The organism is Pseudomonas aphyarum (assembly GCF_028657055.1).
Classification (GTDB): Bacteria; Pseudomonadota; Gammaproteobacteria; order Pseudomonadales; family Pseudomonadaceae; genus Aquipseudomonas; species Aquipseudomonas aphyarum.
This window is the reverse complement of sequence record NZ_JAMDGS010000004.1, coordinates 92844-110357: the sequence shown is the minus strand read 5'-3', so window position 1 is coordinate 110357 and position 17514 is coordinate 92844. Positions and strand designations below refer to the sequence as shown.

At 62.9% G+C, this 17514-nt stretch carries 17 protein-coding genes; 12 read left to right on the top strand and 5 right to left on the bottom strand.

All coding sequences use genetic code 11. From position 1 onward, the window contains the following. Positions 1 to 15 precede the first annotated feature (15 nt). Together M5G18_RS06340 and zapE are read right to left on the bottom strand one after the other, a co-directional pair. Complete coding sequence (locus tag M5G18_RS06340) at positions 16 to 1329, bottom strand: leucine-rich repeat-containing protein kinase family protein (RefSeq protein ID WP_273898983.1); 1314 nt, start codon at positions 1327 to 1329, stop codon at positions 16 to 18. 61 nt (positions 1330 to 1390) lie between these two features. Continuing rightward, positions 1391 to 2524: a cell division protein ZapE gene (gene zapE, locus M5G18_RS06335; RefSeq protein ID WP_273898985.1), complete on the bottom strand. Its 1134-nt coding sequence runs from the start codon at positions 2522 to 2524 to the stop codon at positions 1391 to 1393. Positions 2525 to 2811: 287 nt separating this feature from the next. Here zapE and M5G18_RS06330 point away from each other — a divergent pair, with 287 nt between their 5' ends. The 7 genes from M5G18_RS06330 (at position 2812) to M5G18_RS06300 (ending at position 9235) form a co-directional block, all read left to right on the top strand. Continuing rightward, complete coding sequence (locus M5G18_RS06330) at positions 2812 to 3321, top strand: Csu type fimbrial protein (protein ID WP_102687148.1); 510 nt, start codon at positions 2812 to 2814, stop codon at positions 3319 to 3321. A 101-nt stretch (positions 3322 to 3422) separates the two neighbouring features. Continuing rightward, positions 3423 to 3956 carry a Csu type fimbrial protein gene (locus M5G18_RS06325; RefSeq protein WP_273898987.1) on the top strand — a complete coding sequence of 178 codons (534 nt, stop codon included), beginning with the start codon at positions 3423 to 3425 and terminating at the stop codon, positions 3954 to 3956. A gap of 20 nt (positions 3957 to 3976) precedes the next feature. Continuing rightward, complete coding sequence (locus tag M5G18_RS06320; RefSeq protein WP_007951533.1) at positions 3977 to 4513, top strand: Csu type fimbrial protein; 537 nt, start codon at positions 3977 to 3979, stop codon at positions 4511 to 4513. 4 nt (positions 4514 to 4517) lie between these two features. Beyond that, positions 4518 to 5018, top strand: a complete 501-nt coding sequence (locus M5G18_RS06315; RefSeq protein ID WP_007951532.1) for a Csu type fimbrial protein — start codon at positions 4518 to 4520, stop codon at positions 5016 to 5018. A gap of 24 nt (positions 5019 to 5042) precedes the next feature. Further along, positions 5043 to 5825, top strand: coding sequence for a fimbrial biogenesis chaperone (locus tag M5G18_RS06310; RefSeq protein WP_007951531.1), 783 nt, complete (start codon positions 5043 to 5045; stop codon positions 5823 to 5825). 84 nt (positions 5826 to 5909) lie between these two features. Continuing rightward, positions 5910 to 8267, top strand: coding sequence for a fimbria/pilus outer membrane usher protein (locus tag M5G18_RS06305; RefSeq protein WP_273898989.1), 2358 nt, complete (start codon positions 5910 to 5912; stop codon positions 8265 to 8267). Beyond that, complete coding sequence (locus M5G18_RS06300; protein WP_273898990.1) at positions 8264 to 9235, top strand: Csu type fimbrial protein; 972 nt, start codon at positions 8264 to 8266, stop codon at positions 9233 to 9235. Before M5G18_RS06305 ends, M5G18_RS06300 begins: the two co-directional genes overlap by 4 nt. Before the next feature lie 5 nt (positions 9236 to 9240). On the opposite strand, the gene M5G18_RS06295 is transcribed toward M5G18_RS06300, so the two are convergent. After that, positions 9241 to 9993, bottom strand: a complete 753-nt coding sequence (locus M5G18_RS06295) for an anti-sigma factor family protein (RefSeq protein WP_102687151.1) — start codon at positions 9991 to 9993, stop codon at positions 9241 to 9243. Next, on the bottom strand, positions 9990 to 10496 hold the full coding sequence (locus M5G18_RS06290) for an RNA polymerase sigma factor (RefSeq protein ID WP_085745937.1): 507 nt from the start codon (positions 10494 to 10496) through the stop codon (positions 9990 to 9992). The genes M5G18_RS06295 and M5G18_RS06290 overlap by 4 nt, the downstream gene beginning before the upstream one ends. Before the next feature lie 273 nt (positions 10497 to 10769). Here M5G18_RS06290 and M5G18_RS06285 point away from each other — a divergent pair, with 273 nt between their 5' ends. The 5 genes from M5G18_RS06285 (at position 10770) to M5G18_RS06265 (ending at position 16233) form a co-directional block, all read left to right on the top strand. Beyond that, positions 10770 to 12332, top strand: a complete 1563-nt coding sequence (locus M5G18_RS06285) for an amino acid adenylation domain-containing protein (RefSeq protein WP_273898991.1) — start codon at positions 10770 to 10772, stop codon at positions 12330 to 12332. Next, the gene (locus M5G18_RS06280) at positions 12329 to 13663 is read left to right on the top strand and encodes a hypothetical protein (protein WP_273898992.1); all 1335 of its coding nucleotides are present in this window, start codon (positions 12329 to 12331) and stop codon (positions 13661 to 13663) included. The genes M5G18_RS06285 and M5G18_RS06280 overlap by 4 nt, the downstream gene beginning before the upstream one ends. A gap of 48 nt (positions 13664 to 13711) precedes the next feature. Beyond that, the gene (locus M5G18_RS06275) at positions 13712 to 14476 is read left to right on the top strand and encodes an enoyl-CoA hydratase-related protein (protein ID WP_273898994.1); all 765 of its coding nucleotides are present in this window, start codon (positions 13712 to 13714) and stop codon (positions 14474 to 14476) included. A gap of 120 nt (positions 14477 to 14596) precedes the next feature. Next, a complete protein-coding gene (locus tag M5G18_RS06270; RefSeq protein ID WP_273898995.1) occupies positions 14597 to 15691 on the top strand; it encodes a catalase family peroxidase in 1095 nt (364 codons plus the stop codon). Beyond that, a complete protein-coding gene (locus tag M5G18_RS06265) occupies positions 15688 to 16233 on the top strand; it encodes a cytochrome b (RefSeq protein ID WP_273898997.1) in 546 nt (181 codons plus the stop codon). Before M5G18_RS06270 ends, M5G18_RS06265 begins: the two co-directional genes overlap by 4 nt. 7 nt (positions 16234 to 16240) lie before the next feature. On the opposite strand, the gene M5G18_RS06260 is transcribed toward M5G18_RS06265, so the two are convergent. Then, positions 16241 to 17449: an MFS transporter gene (locus M5G18_RS06260; protein WP_273898998.1), complete on the bottom strand. Its 1209-nt coding sequence runs from the start codon at positions 17447 to 17449 to the stop codon at positions 16241 to 16243. Between the last annotated feature and the right edge of the window lie 65 nt (positions 17450 to 17514).

The following is a 17514-nucleotide window of genomic DNA, read 5'->3' as shown; positions in this document are numbered from 1 at the left end:
GGCTGCGATTTTTTTTCAGGCGTGTTGCAACGCCAGACTGATTTCGCCGAACCCCGGCCGCGCCAGCACATCCGGCTGACAGCAGCGCTGTTCCAGGGCTTCCAGCACCTGACGCTGTTCATCGCTCAACCCCGAGTCGATGCGCGCCAGCAGTTCCCCCAGCAAGATCCCGAACGCCCGCACTTCGAGGCGTTGCAGCGCGCGGGTTTCAGGCGTGTCCGCCATGGCATGGAACGACGCCGCACCAAAATCCCCCAGCAGACAGTCGCCCTGATCGTTCAACAGAATGTTGTGTCCGTAGAGATCGCCATGGGTGATGCCGTGACGGTGCAGATGCCCGGCGACCGAGGCGATGCCCCGGGCAATGCGCAGGGCAACGTCGGCACTGAAACGGCAATCGTCGGCATACACATCCCGTGAACAGGACGCCAGACTCGGCAGCCCGGCCAGGTTGCGGTAGCTCGGATCGATCAACTGCATCACCAGGCCTTGCTGGCCATCGGGATGCTGGTCGATGCGGCCTTCGACGCGGATCAGGTTCGGGTGCAAACCGGCGGTGATGCACGCGTTCATTTCATGCAGCGGCGAACCGTCGCTGGTCATTTCACCTTTGTACAGCTTGACCGCCACTGGCGTGGCCGGCTGATTCGCGTGTTGCCACTGCGCCCGGTAAATGACCCCGGAGGCACCTTCGCCCAGCCGTTGCTCCAGCTGCAGCGCCGACCAGTCGATCAGGGGCGCTTTGTTGAGGGCGGCGGCATCGGCTTCGGTTTCCAGCGGATTGCCGGCGTAGGCCAGCCAGGTCAGGCTCGGCAGGGCCAGCAACCATTGCGGCAATTCGGCCAACTGGTTGGCGGCGATGCGGATCAGCTCCAGCCGATGGCACTGGCTCAGTGACGGCGGCAGGGTGCGCAGGCGATTGCCGGCGAGCATGAGTTTTTGCAGCAACGGGCGCTCGCCCAGTTCCGTCGGCAGGGTTTCGATGGCGTTGTCGGTCAGGATCAGCCAGCGCAACTGCGGCGGCAGCGCCGCGCCGGGCACATCAGTGATCCGGTTGGCCTTGAAACCGATCATCGTCAGGGCCTGACACTCGCCCAGGCATGCCGGCAATTGTGTGAACTGATTGTCGGAGCAGAACAGCACGCGCAGGCGCGTCAGACGGTGCAAGTCGTCCGGCAGGCTGCTCAAGGCATTGCCGCTGAGGTTGAGCACTTCCAGCGTGTCGGCCAGGTTGAAAATCTCCGGCGGAAATTCAGTCAGGTCTTCGGCCAGATCCAGCCGGGAGATGCCCGACAGTTCGCCGGCGCGCAGTTGTGCAAGGGTGTGCATGAAAAGGGTCGCTATCGAGAAGGCGCAGGGCGCCGGAAATGGGCCGCATGATAACGGCAAATCAGCCCGGTTCGTGCACTTCGCGCAATTGCCCGAGCCGGCTGCGGGTGCGGGCCAGATCGATCGCCTGGCCGCCGAGGCTTTCGTGCAACGGGAGTTGGCCGAGCAGGGTCAGGTGTTTGTCCTGGTCGTAGAGCACGTCGATCAGGTTGATGAAGCGTTGCTGGGCGGCGATCGAACATTCGCCCAGTTCCGGTAGTTCATCGATGATCCAGTGGTCGAAGCGCCGGCACAGTTCCAGATAATCCATCACCGCCGTGGGCTGTTCGCAGAGGTCGCTGAAGGTGAAACCGACGCGCCGGTCTTCGCACAGCCGCGCCTGCAAATGCCGGCTGCCGACCGTCAGAGGCAACGGCGCGGCGTCGAGGGGCGGCAGGTTCAAGGCCAGGCGCTGCGCCGGGCTGGCCGGCCAGACGTAATGGCCCTGAGTGAACACTTGATGCGCATGCCGGCGCGCCTGGCTGCGGTAATCGTGCGGGCCGCCGACTTCCATCACCTGCATGCGCGCATTGATCAGGTCGATCACCGGTTTGAACCGCGCGTGGTACAGCGGGTTGGGCAGCAAGCCCTCGGGCGGGTAATTGGAGGTCACCAGCAGCAGGATTCCGCGCTTGAACAACGCCTTGAACAGGCGGGTGATGAGCATTGCATCGCCGATGTCATGCACGTGAAATTCATCGAAACACAGCACCCGACAGTCCATCAGCAGCGCATCGAGAGTAACGGCGAGGGCGTCGTCGCGGTCGCGGTGCTCGAACATGCCCTGATGCAGCTGGGCGAAGAACCCGTGGAAATGCAGGCGGCGCTTTTGCTGGATCGGCAACGCCTGGAAGAATCCGTCCAGCAACCAGCTCTTGCCGCGCCCGACCGCACCGTGCAGATACAGGCTGGGCGGGGTTTGCGCAGGGGTGCCGAACAACAGGCCGGCCTGATGGGCCATGCAGTCGATGACCCGCTGCTGGCTGTGGCTGAGGGTGTAGCCCTGGCCATGGGCCTTTTGCCGGAAATAGTCGCGAACCGATTGCGCGCTGGCGGCGCACTGGCCCGCGTTTGTAACGGAGCGTTTGCCGAAGAAATGGCGCAAGGCTGACCAGCGCTGAGTCAGACGCGAACGGTCGGGCGGTCGGGCGGGCACTGCAATCACTCCGTCATCATCGGGCCGGCTCCCCCCGAGCGCGGCGGGGTAGTTTAACCAGACGGGTAGTTTTGCTTCCACTGTGCTTTATCGTTTTTCCGAAGTGCAATCTGCGGCGTGTACAGGATTTTTCAACACTTTAAATCGACGTGTTGCCAACCTTTCGAAACAAATCCCGTCCGGTGACTGGATCCAATCGACTGGCGCAATCGGCGTCCGTTGCTAACCTGAAACACTGTAACGACAGAGACGCTGTCGACATCAAGGAACGGGCGGTGAATGCAGGGATGGTCTGGGCATTGCTGGGCGGACTCGCGATACCGGTCCACGCCGCCGACCTTCAGGTCGAGGTGCGGGTCGATGTGCAGCGCGGTTGCCAGTTGATCGGCCAGCAACGCGAGGCCGGTATCGAGCAGCTGGGCGTGCTCGATTTCGGCACCACGGCGCGGCTCGGCGACCGGGACGGGCCACTCGGTGCGGCGCTCACGAATTCGCGCCTGCCGCGTCTGGAATGCAACCCGGACACCCCGTACCAGTTGCGCGTCGATGGCGGCCTGCACGGTGGCGTCGGCGAGGTGCGTTATATGGCGGGGGAGGCCGGCAGCAAGCCGATTCCTTATCGCCTGTATCAGGACGCTGCGCGGCGGGTGCCGCTGGTGGTCGATGTACCGGTCAGCGGCCGGGTGCCGGACAGCGGCACGGTGGACTTGCCTTTATACGGGCGGATCGAGCGGATGGCCGAAGTTCCACGGGTCAGCCGGTATTCGGATCTGGTGAAGGTGACGGTCACCTGGTGATCGCGGAGTTTTTTCAGCCATTCGGTGGAGCCGGGTGGCGCAGGGAAGGGCGTTCAATGACGAACGCAGTGGTCGAGTGATCCTGAAGGAGTAGGGGCTCAATGATGGGCAGACACGGGCGGGTAATCGCCACAGCCACATTGCTGTTGTTCACCGAGGTCGCGTCGGCGGCGGTCAGTGGGCAGATCCTTGCGCGGCTGACGCTGATTGCCGGCTGCGAAGTGACTAACGCAACCAGTCCCGCCAGCCCGGTGGACGGGCTGGGCTCTCTCGATTTCGGCCAGCAGGGCCCGACCTGGAACGCACCGATCAAGGCCAGCCTCAGCGAAGCGGGCAGTGGCCAGCTGAATGTCGCCTGCAACCCTTCGGTCACCGGGTTCACCGTGACCATCGACGGCGGCGCCCATGGCGACGGCACCACACGGCGCTTGAGCAACGGGCGCCAGACGCTCCCTTATCAGCTGTTTCTCGATGCCTCCGGCAGCCAGAGCTACAGCATCGGTCAACAACACAATTTCGCTGTCACCAGCGGCGCACAGATACCCATCCCGGTATTTGGCTCGGTGGTGGCGAACACCCGTGCGGTACCGGCTGGTGTCTATACCGACACCCTGACGGTGACGCTCGACTGGTAACCCCGTAGAGGACGGACACCATGCGTACGATTGCATCAAGGATAGGTTTGTCGTTGCTCGGCCTGACGCTCGCTTCCAGCGTCAATGCCGCCACCACGGTCACCGGCCAGATCACCTCCAGCCTGATCCTGATCAGCAGTTGCCAGGTCAACGGTTCCGGCGGCTCTACCGGGCTGAACTTCGGTGCGTTGAACTTCGGCACCGCCAACAGCCTGTTCACCACGGCCACCGGGCAGGTGCTGGGCGGTGGCGGCGGGGCGCTGTCGATCCTGTGCTCGGCCGGCACCACGCCGACGGTCAAGGTCCGGGCCGGCGCCCATGACGGTCTCTCGCCGGGCGGTACCCGCGCGCTGTACGACGGGGTGGCCAACTACGTGCCGTATGACCTGTACACCGACGCCGGGCACTCGCAATTGCTGGCCATCGACGGGGTGATCAACCTCGCCGCCAGTACCGGTGTGGCGCAGACCGTGAACATCTACGGTCAGGCGGTGGGCAAGGCCGGACTGCCGGCGGGCACTTACACCGACACGATTTCCGTTGAACTGACGTTCTAGTGCCATGGGCCGGCATGGCTGTGCGGCGTTGCTCCTGCTGTGTGCGGGCAGTTTGCCGCTGCCGCTGGCGGCGGTGACCAGCCAGAGCTTTCAGGTCAGTGCCACGGTGACGCCGGGTTGTCTGGTGGTGGGGGGCGTATCGAACTATGGCGGGCTGAATTTCGGTTCGCGTTCGGCGCTGGCCACCGGCACGGTGCAGGTCGCGTTGACCGGCGGCGTCACGCTGCAATGCACGCCGGGGGTGGCGCTGAACATGACGGTCGATGGCGGCCAGTACAACAGCGGCGGGCGACGCATGCAGATCAGCGGAGGCAGCGCGAAGGTGGCGTATGCGCTGTTTCGCGATGCGGCGTACAGCCAGAGCCTGGGCATCGGCCAGAGTGTGGCAGTGGCCTACAGCGACGCGAACAACATCAGTCTGCCGATCTACGGTCAGGTGCAATTGCCGGGCAATCAGCCCGGGGGGACATACAGCGATGTGTTGCAGGTGCAGCTGTCGTGGTGATGTGAAATGACAAGGAGCAGGTTTATGGGGTTTTTCACGTCACGCTATTCGTCCGTGTGTTGCGCCGTGCTGGCGCTGGTCATGTTCGGGACGCTCAAGGCCCAGGCCGCCAGTTCGGTGCTGATCTGGCCGATCGATCCGGTGCTGGAGGCCGATCAGCAGGCCAGTGCGTTGTGGCTGGAAAATCGCGGCACGGAAACCGCCAACCTGCAGATCCGCGTGTTCGGCTGGAGCCAGAGCGGTTTCGAAGAGCAATACCGCAATCAGCGCGAAGTGATCGGCAGCCCGCCGGTGGCGAAGATCGAGCCGGGTCAGAAGCAACTGGTGCGCCTGACCCGCACCAAGGACGTGCCGCCAGGCCAGGAGCTGGCGTACCGGATCATCATCGATGAAATCCCCTCGGCCCAGCCCCCCGTTGCCGAAGACGGCAAGACCGCTGCGGCGATCCGCTTCCAGATGCGCTACTCGGTGCCGTTGTTCGCCTATGGCGCGGGTTTGTGGAGCAAGGAAGACAGCGCCCGTCAGCGTGACCCCAAAGGTATCGGCCTGCCGCAACTGAGCTGGCGCACGGTGGCGGTGGAGGGGCGTCCGTATGTGGAGGTGCGCAATCAGGGCGCGGTGCATGCGCGGCTGACCGATGTGGCCGTCACACAGGGCGGTCAAAGCAAACCGCTGGCCGAGGGATTGCTCGGCTACGTATTGCCCGGCGCGGTGATGCGCTGGCCGGCACCGGGACCGGTGGCGGGAGAATTGGCTGGGCGGATCAACGGCGCAGCAAAGGTGCAGAGCATTCCGCCGGCGCGATAGCCGTAGCGAGTCATGTCGAAGCTTTCGGGTTTCGGCGCCAGCGGTTTCAGGAGGAATCAGTCCATTGACGGACGTAACACGCTAATGAGTCCGGGATGGGCTCGCCGTATTCAGCGTCCGTTGTGGTTCATGACCGGCGCGTGGTGCCTGATGTTCATTCATCCATCCGGGGCCGGTGAACTGCCGCCGCCTCCCAGCGGCATGGAGGCCGTCAGCGATGCACAGTTGTTTCTGGAACTGGTGGTCAACCAGATGAATACCGGTCGGGTGGTGGCGGTGGAGCAGCGCGGCGGTCACCTGTTCCTGCCGGCCAGCGTATTGCGCGACACCGGCATGAAGCTGCCGGAAGAGGCCGGTGCCGAAGTCGATCTCGACGGCCTGCCAGGCCTGCACAGCGATTACGACAGCGTCAGCCAGCGCTTGCTGCTCGACGTGCCGCCGGACTGGCTGCCGGAGCAGTTCATCGGCAACCGTGAAGTCTATCCACGCACCCCGGCGCTGAGCAGTTTCGGCGCGTTGTTCAACTATGACCTGTACCTCAATGACACCGACGACGCTGGCACCTATCTGGCGGCGTGGAACGAGGTACGGGTGTTCGACAGTTGGGGCACGTTGTCGAACACCGGGCAATATCGCCGCACGTTGTCGGGGGATGCGGTCAGCACGCTGGACAACGGCTATCTGCGTTACGACACCACCTGGCGCTACTCCGATGACGAGCGGATGCTGACCTACGAGGCCGGGGACGTGGTCAGCGGCGCCTTGCCCTGGAGCAGTTCGGTGCGGTTGGGCGGTGTGCAGTTCTCGCGGGATTTTGCAGTGCGTCCGGATCTGGTGACCTACCCGCTGCCGCAGTTCGCCGGGGAAGCGGCGGTGCCGTCCTCGGTGGATCTGTTCATCAACGGCTACAAGTCCAGCAGCACCGACCTGCAACCGGGGCCTTACACCCTGACCAATATTCCGTTTATCAACGGCGCGGGTGAGGCGGTGGTGGTGACCACCGATGCACTGGGCCGGCAGGTGTCGACCACTGTGCCGTTCTATGTCACCAGCAGCCTGTTGCAAAAAGGCCTGAGCGATTTTTCGGTGTCTGCCGGTACGCTACGCCGGGATTACGGCCTGAAGGATTTCAGCTATGGGCCGGGCGTCACCTCGGGCAGTCTGCGCTATGGCGTCAGCGACACTTTTACTCTGGAAAGTCATGCCGAAGCGGCGGATTCCCTGACCCTCGGCGGGCTGGGGGGCAACTTGCGGCTGGGCAATTTCGGGGTGCTCAACAGCGCGATCAGCCAGAGCCGTTTCGACGGCGACGGCGGTCAGCAACTGAGCCTCGGTTATCAATACAGCGGCCAGCGCTACAGCTTTTCCTATCAGCGTCTGCAACGCCGCGATCGCTATGCCGACCTGACCGTGGTCGACAGCCCTTACACCACACTCAGCAAGCGCAGTGAGCAGGCGACCCTGAGCCTCAACCTTGAACGCTGGGGCAGTCTCGGCGTCGGGTATTTCGACATTCGCGCGGCAGACGAAACCCGCACACGGTTGCTCAACCTGAGCTGGAGCAAACCGCTGTGGCGCAACAGCAGTTTCTACCTGTCGGCCAACCGCGAAATCGGCGACAGCAACTGGGCGGTGCAGGCGCAACTGGTGATTCCGTTCGACCTGCGCGGCAGCCTGGCCATCAGCAGCGAACGCAGCAAGACCGGGCAGACGCAGCAACGGGTCAACTACAGTCGCGCCGTGCCGTCCGAGGGCGGGGTGGGCTTCAATCTCGGCTACGCCAAGGGCGACGGCGCGGATTACCGCCAGGCTGACGTGACCTGGCGTCTGCAATCGGTGCAATTGCAGGCTGGCGTTTACGGTACGTCCGACGCCGAAACCCGTTGGGCCGATGCCAGCGGGTCGCTGGTGTGGATGGACGATCAAGTGTTCGCCGCCAACCGTATCGACGATGCGTTCGTGGTGGTCAGCACCGACGGCTACGCGGACATTCCGGTGCGTTACGAAAACCAGCAGGTCGGCCAGACCGACCGTAACGGCCACCTGCTGGTGCCGTGGAGCAGCGCCTATTACCGCGGCAAGTACGAAATCGATCCGCTGAACCTGCCGGCCAACGTGCGCAGCCCGAATGTCGAACAGCGTGTCGCCGTACGCCGGGGCAGTGGCTATCTGCTGGAGTTTCCGCTGAGCCGGGTGATCGCCGCGAGCATCGTGCTGGTGGATGCGCAGCAGAAGGAATTGCCGCTGGGCAGTGGCGTGCTGCACGAACAGAGCGGCACGCGGACGGTGGTCGGTTGGGACGGGCTGGTCTATCTGGAAAATCTTCAGGCGCAGAATTCGCTGCGGGTGACTCTCGCGGACGGCAAGACCTGCCAGGCGCAATTCAGCGTCGATCTGCAGCAGGATGAAGTGCCGCTGATCGGCCCGCTGGTGTGCCAATGAACCGGGCGCGGCTTGTTCTGTGGTTGCTGTTGCTGCTGCCGGGGCTGGCGCACGCGCTGTGTTCGGTGGTCACCACCACGCCGGCCGGGTTCGGGAACATCAGTTCGATCGCCGTGCGCACCACCTCGCAACCCAGTTCCACCCTGAACGGAGGCTTGAGTTGCACCGGTTCGCTGCTGTCGCTGTTGACCAACAATGACCATTTCTGGGCCACCGTCACCTCGACCCAAAGCGGTTTGCTCGGGCCCACCGGCGACGTGATCGGTTACACGATCTACGCCAACAACAGCACCAGTTACCCGCTGACGCGCGGCACTGCCTATGACTTCGCCCGCAACGGCATCATCGACGCCCTCGGTTTGCTCGGCGGTACTGTGCCGAAAACCGTTCCGCTCTATTTCGGTACTACCATCGGCAGCAATGTGGCCGCCGGGGTATATACCGAGACACTGAGCATTTTCTGGAACTGGAATTATTGTTCGGGCATCGGTGTCGGCGGGCTTTGCCTGGGACGCGACATCAACAGCGGCACCACGACACTGACGGTCAACCTGACGGTGTCCAACGACTGCACTATTACCGCGCCGAACATTGCCTTCGGTAGCGCGCCGGTGGTCAGTGCGTTCACCCCGGTGACCGGGCAGACCATCAACCTCGCCTGCACCAAAGGCAGTGCCTACACCGTGGGGCTGAACGACGGGCAGAATGCGCTGAGCGTCGGCGGACGGCGGCGGATGATTTCCGGCAGCAACTACCTGGCCTACGACATTTTCAAGAGCGCCGGTACCACCCGTTGGGGCAGCGTCGGCGCGGCCCGCCGGGCCAGCAGCGATGCCGAGGTCAATCCCGGTAACGGGCTGGGCACCGGCAGTCAGATCTTCAATTACAACGCGAAAATCTACACCGACCAGACCACACCGCCCGCTGGAACCTACCTGGACAATGTGGTGCTGGATGTGGGGTTCTGAAGCGGCTAGAAACTCACGGATTGCTTGAGCATTTTCGCCGCCGGGGTATCGGTCGGGCTGACCATCGCATAGTTGTAGCCCTTGCCGGACCAGTACTCGGCCTGCAGATCCCCGTCCTGGCGGCTGCCCCGGGGCAGGAAGGTATTTTTCGGCCCCGGTGGACGCACGTAGAAACTGACCTTGTGCCCGCTCTGGTCTTCATACATCACCATCGCCGCCGGGCCTTCATCGGTGCTCAGCAGACGGCCGCTGACCGGTGCAAACCCGGCCGACGTCAGGTCCGGCAGGCGATTGGCCTGAGTGAAATAACGGTCGAGCCAGCGCTGGATGTCGCCGTCGCCATCGACCTTGTAGTCCGCCGGCAGAAGCCCTTGCTGGGCGATCAAGCGGTACGCCTGCAAGGCGTCGGTCATCGGTGCCGGGGGATGAAACACGGTCATGTCCCGGGCTTTCCAGCCACCGACACCGCCGAGGCTGACAGCAATCAGCAGCACCGCCGCGCTGGCCCACTGGCGGCGTGATTGGCGTTTGAGCCGCTGGCGAATCAGCGACGGATCAAGGTCCGGATTGGCCGGTTGTTGCAAGGCACCGCCGAGGGCGGCGCGCAGGTGCTGGGCGTCCTGTTGCCAGGCGCGAACCTGCGCCGCTTCGTCCGGATGGCTGGCGAGCCAGGTTTCCAGCACATGCCGGTCGGCCTCGCTGAGCTGGTGGTCGACGTAGGCGTGCAGGTCACGTTCGTTGGGGGGCAGACTGATCATTTGAGTATCCGCAAGGAAGGGCTGCTGATTTCCCCGTCGCTGAGCTGGCGCAGGGCCTGGCGAGCGCGGGACAGGCGCGACATCACGGTGCCGGTGGGGACGTCGAGAATCTCGGCGACCTCCTTATAAGTCAGGCCTTCCACCGACACCATCAGCAGCAGCGCGCGCTGTTCGGTGGGCAGTCGGTCGAAGGCCTGCAAGGTCGATTGGGCAATCACGGTACGTTCCACCGAGGGCTCGGCGTCGTCGCGGCCGGTGAAGAATTCGAGCATCCGCGCATAACGCCGCGAGCGCCGATGCGCATCGAGAAACTGCCGGTACAGGATCGAAAACAGCCAGGCGCGCAGATCGCCGTCGGCGCGCTTCTCGCCCCAAGCCGACAGTGCCCGCTCGAGGCTGGCCTGTACCAGGTCGTCGGCGCTGCTGCTGTTGCGCGTCAGCGAAAGCGCGAAGCGGCGCAATCTGGGAATCAGATCGCGTAATTGCTCGTCGAGAGTATTCATGACAGGGACATGCTCTGGGCCAGAAGCGCGGTAGTGGTAGGAAGACGCCTCTCGACACAGCTTATTCCATTCCAGGAGTTGAAAGATTTCATTACTGGCGACGTAGGAAGGTTCGCCGCGTTCTGTAGTGCATGTAATGGATTCAAATCTCCCGGCTCAACCCGTCCGACAAGCGCAAGCAGCCACCGATGTCGCCAGCAGGCAATCGGTGGCCGAAGCAGCTGAAAAACGATGGTTTGAGCAAAAGGGATGTTTGAGATGCATGCAATCGTAATGAATAACCCAGCCACACCGAGCGAAAGTTATGACACCTGGCGGACATTCGGCTGCGGGCAGGTGGCCGAGCCTGAGTTTTCGTTGATTCACCGTGCGTTCGAAGCGCGGGCGGCGACACACCCACAGCATGTGGCCGCACGCTTTCAGGGGCAGAGCTTCACGTACGGCGAGTTGAACCGTCAGGCCAACCGGTTGGCCAGATTGTTGTCAAGCCATGGCGTAGCGCCGGGTGATCACGTGGCGCTGTTTGTCGAACGTTCGATCCCGATGCTGGTGGGCATGCTCGCGACCCTGAAGGTGGGGGCCGCCTATATTCCCCAGCATGTCGGTATTACCCCGGCCACGCAGTTGAGCCACATCATGTCGGTTGCTTCGACGCAGGTGGTGTTGACGCTTTCAACACTGGCCCACGGGATTCCGCTGACGGCCGGACAACATTGCATTCATCTGGATACGTTCATCGACTCACCGGGCTCGGCCGCCGATGACGTCAATGTGGGGGAGGACATTTCGTTACCGGATGCCTTGTGTTTTGTGTTGTTTACGTCCGGCACGACCGGTCAGCCCAACGGTGTCAGGGTGACCCAGCGCAATGTCTGCAACATTCTGCTGACCGGCCCCGGCAATCTCGGCATGGGGCCGGGCATGAAAGTCGGGCAGATCCTCAATATCGCCTTTGACATGGCCGCCTGGGAAATCCTCGGGTGCCTGGCCCACGGCGCGACGCTGCTGATCCGGGGCAAGGACATTGCCGAAACCGCCGAACAGTGTGACGTGCTGATCGCGACCCCATCGATTCTCGCCACGCTGGATCCTGCGCGATGCAGTCAGGTGAAGGTGGTGGCCCTGGCCGGCGAACCTTGCCCGCAGCCCCTGGCTGATCGCTGGGCGTCGTTTTGCGATTTCTACAATGCTTGCGGCCCCACAGAAACCACCATCGTCAACACGATGCAGCATTACCGAGGCACGGGCCCGTTGACGATCGGCAAGCCAACGCCCAACAACACCGTGTATGTGCTGGATGAAACGGGCCAACTGTGCGCGCCGGGGGAGCAGGGTGAAATGTGGGCCGGTGGCGATTGTGTGACGGCCGGGTATCTGGGCAATCCTGCGCTGACCGCCGAGCGCTACCGTCTCGATCCGTTTCTGGGACAGGGTCGCATGATGTTTCGCACCCGTGATCTGGGGCGCTGGACCGCTGACGGCGAACTGGAACACCTGGGCCGGGTGGACGATCAGGTGAAAGTCCGGGGCTTTCGCGTTGAGCTGGACTCGGTGTCAGCCGCGCTGGAGTCCGCACCGGGCTGCGAGCGCGCGGTGACTTTGAAGTTCGATAACCGTCATCTGGTGGCTTTTGTCTTCCCTGCATCCACGGACACTGATGTGGCGCGACGCCGTTGCGAGGAGCGTCTGGCCTATTACTGCGTGCCTTCGATGATTCTGCCGGTGGATGACATCCCGCTGACTTCAAGGGGCAAGGTCGACAAACGCTTGTTGCTTGAGCGGGCACAGGCGCATCAGGCGCAGCTCGCTGCCACCCTGCAGGAGGCGGTGCAATGAGTCAGATCGACGACGCTTTTGCCCTGCCACCTCGACGTCCGCTCTGGCGGCGCCTGGGAACGCTGCCGCTGTTTTCACATTACAACCGCCTGGTTGCGCTGGTGTTACTGGCGAACCTCGGGACGCTGGTCTACGGGATCACCGTCGGGCAGTGGTGGTCGGCTTCGGGAATCGCGTTGGAGGTGTTGTCGCAGCTGGTGTTGGCGAACCTGTCGATGGCGATTCTGATTCGTCAGCAATACCTGATCAATCTGTTGTTCTGGCTGGCGACGCGTGCTCCCACGTGTTGGCCGCTGGCGATTCGTCGCTCGCTGGCCAAGGTCTATCACTTCGGCGGTTTGCACAGTGGCGGGGCGATGGCCGCGATTGTCTGGTTCGTTGCGCTGCTCGGCTCGATGATCTGGCAACGAACTGAGGGGGCAGGCGGGATTTCGCTGACGCTGCTGGCCATCAGCGCCGCGCTTCTGGGATTGTTGCTGCTGATGGCGATCATGGCGTTGCCGGGGATTCGCTCACGGTTTCACAACGCTTTCGAACGCACACATCGATTCGCCGGTTGGGCTGCACTGCTGCTGTTCTGGGCCATGACGCTGGTGTTTGCCCGGGACCGAAATCCTTCGGCAGATCTGGCGCAGGTCCTGTTGACGTCCGTTTCGTTCTGGATGCTGCCGATCCTGACATTCAGTATTGCCTTGCCCTGGTTGCGCCTGCGCAAGGTGCCGGTGACGCTGGTCAAACCGTCGTCGCATGCGGTGATCGCCCGGTTCAATCACCACACGCCGTTCGCTGGATCTTCCACCGCAATCAGTCGCCATCCGCTGTGGGAGTGGCACTCGTTTGCCAATATTCCTGCACCGGACGAACACGGTTTCCGTCTGATCATTTCCCGGGCCGGCGACTGGACCGGTGAATTGATCGAGCAGCCGCCGAGCCATGTCTGGGTCAAGGGCATCACCACGGCTGGCGTCGCCCATATCGAGACCCTGTTCAAGTCGGTGGTGTACGTCGCCACCGGCAGTGGCATTGGTCCGGTGCTACCGCATCTGCTGGCGCGGCAAGTGCCGATTCACCTGATCTGGTCCACCCGCAGCCCGCGCGAGACCTACGGTGATGCGCTGGTGGAGGAAATCCTGCAGGCACAACCCGACGCCCATATCTGGGACACCGACCGGTTGGGCAAACCGGATCTGGTGGCGCTGGCATATGCCGCCGTTCGAACCCACGGTGCGGAGGCGGTGATCTGTATTTCCAATCAGAAGCTGACCGAGCGAGTGGTCGAGGAAATGGAATCCCGGGGTATTCCGGCCTACGGCGCGATCTGGGATTCCTGACGGCGCGTCGGCTTTTTTCCACTCACCCCACTATTCAAAGAGATTGCGATGAACCTATTGATTGAACGACACGGCCCCGTAGTACTGATCCGCCTCAACCGCCCGCACGCACGAAATGCGCTCGATAGTTCACTGATGCGCGAAATGCTGGAGACCTTGCAGCCGCTGGACAGTGATCCGGGTGTCGGATGTTTCCTCATCACCGGTACCCGGGGTTATTTCGCTGCCGGAGCCGACATCAAGGAGATGTACGAAAAGTCCTGCCTGGAGATGATCGAGGAAGACCATTTCGCCGGCTGGGATGCGTTTGCCGCTCTGCGCACGCCGAAAGTCGCGGCGGTGGCGGGCTTCGCATTCGGAGGGGGATGCGAATTGGCAATGATGTGCGACGTGATCGTGGCATCCGAGTCCGCGAAGTTCGCATTGCCGGAAATCACTCTGGGGGTGATGCCGGGCATGGGTGGTACGCAACGCCTGACCCGGTTGATTGGCCGCGCCAAAGCCATGGACATGATACTGACCGGTCGCACACTGTCCGCCCGTGAGGCCGAGCAGGCCGGGTTGGTGTCGCGGGTGACAGACGTCGATCACTTGTTGAAGCAGGCCATGGACATTGCACAGCGTATCGGTGGATTTCCCCGCACGGCGACACGGGCTGCCCGGGAAGCGGTGGACCGGGCGTCCGAGTCAGGATTGCGCGAAGGCATTCTGTTTGAACGACGCTCGTTTCACGGCCTGTTCGCGACACCTGGACAGAAGGAGGGCATGCAGGCGTTTCTGGAAAAACGCGAGCCGCGTTTCGATCAGATTTAGCTGGTATCGATTGGACTACGACGCCACTCCATGAAAGAAACTACAGTTCAGAGGGAATAATCCTACGAGGCGTGCGTCTCATAGCACCTTTCCCTATGGCCGATGGCCCTGGAGTCTTTCATGGTTGATCGCAGCTCACCGCCCGGCGGGCCTCAACGCCCGCCACTGAGTGCCGCGAGCCTGGTGTTGCGTCTTGGCGGAATCGCCGTGGTGGTCGCAGCCCTGGCCGGGGCGTTTGCCTACGTTCATGGTTCATTTGACCCACAACGCCTGACGCCGAAAGCGTTGGTCGATGTGCTGGAAAAGAACAACGGCGTGCATCCCGGCTTTCGCCGAAATCACGCCAAGGGTGTTTGCGTGATCGGACATTTCGAGAGCAGCGGCGAGGCTCGCTCGTATTCTGTCGCGCAAGTGTTCAACGAGCCGCGCACCCCGGTGGTCGGGCGCTTTGCGTTGCCGGCTGGCAGTCCGTATGCGCCGGACAGCGCCGTACCGATCCGCAGTCTGGCGCTGCGTTTCACTCAGGCCAACGGCCAGCAATGGCGCACCGGGATGAACAGCATGCCGGTGTTCCCGGTCGGCACACCCGAGGCGTTCTATCAGTTGCAGCAGGCGCAATCGCCGGATCCCGCCACCGGTAAACCGGATCCGACCAAGGTGCCGGCATTTTTTGCCGCACACCCGGAGGCCGTGCCGTTTCTGACCTGGATAAAAACCGCTAAACCTTCGGCGAGTTACGCGACGGAAACCTACAACAGCGTCAACGCGTTCTATCTGGTGGATGCCAGCGGCAAGAAGCAGGCGGTGCGCTGGAGCATGACGCCGCTGGCCCAGGACGCCGCCGGTGCTACCGCGCCTGAAGGTAGCGACTTCCTTGAAAAAGACCTGGTGCAGCGCCTGGCCGAAGGGCCGCTGCGCTTTCAGTTGAACATCACCTTGGCCAACGCCGACGATCCGGTGAACGATGCGAGCAAGACCTGGCCCGCCGGCCGCAAGATGTTGAACGCCGGCACCCTGGTGCTGGAAAAGACCCAGCCGCAGCTCAGCGGCGAGTGCCGTGACATCAACTACGATCCGCTGGTGCTGCCGGCCGGCATTCAGGGTTCCGACGATCCGTTGCTGGCCGCGCGTTCGGCCGGTTACGCCGATTCCTACCTGCGTCGCACCAGCGAAGTCAGCCAACTGCCAACCGGCAAAAAGGAGGCTCGCCCATGAGCACGCAACCGACTCATTTCAATCCGCTGGCGCGCTTGCTGCACTGGCTGATGGCGTTGATGATCATCGTGATGTTGTTCATCGGCGCCGGCATGGTGACCTCGGTGTCGGCGCGGCATGAATGGCTGATCAATCTGCACAAACCATTGGGCATCGCGATTCTGTTGCTGGTGATCGTGCGCATTCTGGTGCGACTGGGCACCCGTCAGCCGCCGCTGCCGGCGGATCTGCCGGGTTGGCAGGTGATGGCGGCCAAGGCCTCTCATCTGTTGTTGTATGCGCTGATGCTGGTGTTGCCGCTGCTGGGTTGGGCAATGATCAGCGCGGCGGGGGATCCGGTGATGCTTGGCACGTCGCTGCAATTGCCGTCGATCGTGCCGGCGGATGCGCAGGTGTTTGCGTTGCTGCGCAAGGCTCATGGGTATCTGGCGTATCTGTTGTTCCTGACGGTGCTGCTGCACCTGGCGGCCGCACTGTTCCATGGCTGGGTGCGCCGCGACGAGGTGCTCGACAGCATGCTGCGGGGACGCAATCGCGGTTGATGTTGTGTCAGTCCGACGTGGCGAGGGCGCAAGCAGCCTCGCCACGTTTCGGTGTGGCCAGCGTTCGCCACCAGTACAGCAACGCGACCATGTTGATTGCGGCACCCAGCCAGCACACGCCCGGCCATCCCGCCCAGGCGTACATGGCCGTTGAGGCGATTGAGCCCAAGGCGCTGCCTATTGAGTAAAACAGCATGTAGCCGGCGGTCAGTCGGCTCTGCGCCTCTGGGCGGACGCTGTAGATCATGCTCTGGCTGGTGACGTGCACGGCCTGCAAGCCCAGATCCAGGGTGATGACGCCAAGCAGCAGTGCCCATAACGAAGACTGGGTGAGTGCGATTGGCAGCCACGAGCCCAGCATCAGCAGCAGAGACAGGCCGCTGACCCATTGCCCCAATCCCCGATCCGCCAGATGCCCGGCTCTGGCTGCGGCCAGTGCGCCTGCCGCGCCGGCGAGTCCGAACAATCCGATTTCACTGTGGGAAAGCGACAGCGGTGGGGCGGCCAGCGGCAACACCATCGGCGTCCACAGCACCATGGCGCTGGCGAAGGTGAGCAGGGCGAGAATTGCTCGTTGGCGCAGCACCGGTTCCTCACGAAACAGGCTGAACACTGAGGCGATCAGTGCCACGTAACGTGTGGTCGGCCGTGCTTCTTCATCTTTGGGCAACACCCGAAACAGCAGCGCGGCCATCACCAGCGTCAATCCCGCCGACAGCAGATAGATCGAGCGCCAGCCGGCCAGATCGGCCATGCCGCCCGCCACCGTGCGCGCGAGCAAAATGCCGACGACGATGCCGCTGGTGATCACGCCGACCACCTTTCCGCGTTGCGCCGGGACGGCCAGGGTAGCGGCGTAGGCGACCAGCACCTGGGTGACCACGGCAAGCAGGCCGGTCAGGGTGACGCCGATCAGCAGCCAGGCGCTGTTCGAGGCCAAGGCGATCATCAGCAAGGCTGCGGCGGACAGTAGAGTTTGCGTGACGATCAGCCGTCGGCGGTTGAGCAAGTCGCCGAGGGGCACGAGCAATAGCAGCCCGAGGCCGTAGCCGACCTGGGTCAGCGTCATGACGATCCCGATACTGCCCGGCGACAGGCCGAAGGCGTCCGCCATCGCATCCAGCAGCGGCTGGGCGTAATACACGTTGCCCACCGCGAGGCCGCAAGCGATGGCGAAAAGCAGCACGACACCTTTATCGAGTGTTGCAGGGTTCATGTCCCGGATCCTTTCAGGTTTCAAATTGAAACTTTATTGACGGTAAGTAATCCGGTTTTGATTTG

Bases quoted from the DNA above. Each gene is read 5' to 3' on its own strand.
- M5G18_RS06330 (WP_102687148.1), top strand. From the start codon at position 2,812: ATGGTCTGGGCATTGCTGGGCGGACTCGCGATACCGGTCCACGCCGCC.
- M5G18_RS06280 (WP_273898992.1), top strand. From the start codon at position 12,329: ATGAGTCAGATCGACGACGCTTTTGCCCTGCCACCTCGACGTCCGCTC.
- M5G18_RS06290 (WP_085745937.1), bottom strand. From the start codon at position 10,496: ATGAATACTCTCGACGAGCAATTACGCGATCTGATTCCCAGATTGCGC.
- M5G18_RS06325 (WP_273898987.1), top strand. From the start codon at position 3,423: ATGATGGGCAGACACGGGCGGGTAATCGCCACAGCCACATTGCTGTTG.
- M5G18_RS06270 (WP_273898995.1), top strand. From the start codon at position 14,597: ATGGTTGATCGCAGCTCACCGCCCGGCGGGCCTCAACGCCCGCCACTG.
- M5G18_RS06310 (WP_007951531.1), top strand. From the start codon at position 5,043: ATGGGGTTTTTCACGTCACGCTATTCGTCCGTGTGTTGCGCCGTGCTG.
- M5G18_RS06285 (WP_273898991.1), top strand. From the start codon at position 10,770: ATGAATAACCCAGCCACACCGAGCGAAAGTTATGACACCTGGCGGACA.
- M5G18_RS06305 (WP_273898989.1), top strand. From the start codon at position 5,910: ATGAGTCCGGGATGGGCTCGCCGTATTCAGCGTCCGTTGTGGTTCATG.
- M5G18_RS06320 (WP_007951533.1), top strand. From the start codon at position 3,977: ATGCGTACGATTGCATCAAGGATAGGTTTGTCGTTGCTCGGCCTGACG.
- M5G18_RS06315 (WP_007951532.1), top strand. From the start codon at position 4,518: ATGGGCCGGCATGGCTGTGCGGCGTTGCTCCTGCTGTGTGCGGGCAGT.
- M5G18_RS06260 (WP_273898998.1), bottom strand. From the start codon at position 17,449: ATGAACCCTGCAACACTCGATAAAGGTGTCGTGCTGCTTTTCGCCATC.
- M5G18_RS06295 (WP_102687151.1), bottom strand. From the start codon at position 9,993: ATGATCAGTCTGCCCCCCAACGAACGTGACCTGCACGCCTACGTCGAC.
- M5G18_RS06275 (WP_273898994.1), top strand. From the start codon at position 13,712: ATGAACCTATTGATTGAACGACACGGCCCCGTAGTACTGATCCGCCTC.
- M5G18_RS06300 (WP_273898990.1), top strand. From the start codon at position 8,264: ATGAACCGGGCGCGGCTTGTTCTGTGGTTGCTGTTGCTGCTGCCGGGG.
- M5G18_RS06265 (WP_273898997.1), top strand. From the start codon at position 15,688: ATGAGCACGCAACCGACTCATTTCAATCCGCTGGCGCGCTTGCTGCAC.
- M5G18_RS06340 (WP_273898983.1), bottom strand. From the start codon at position 1,329: ATGCACACCCTTGCACAACTGCGCGCCGGCGAACTGTCGGGCATCTCC.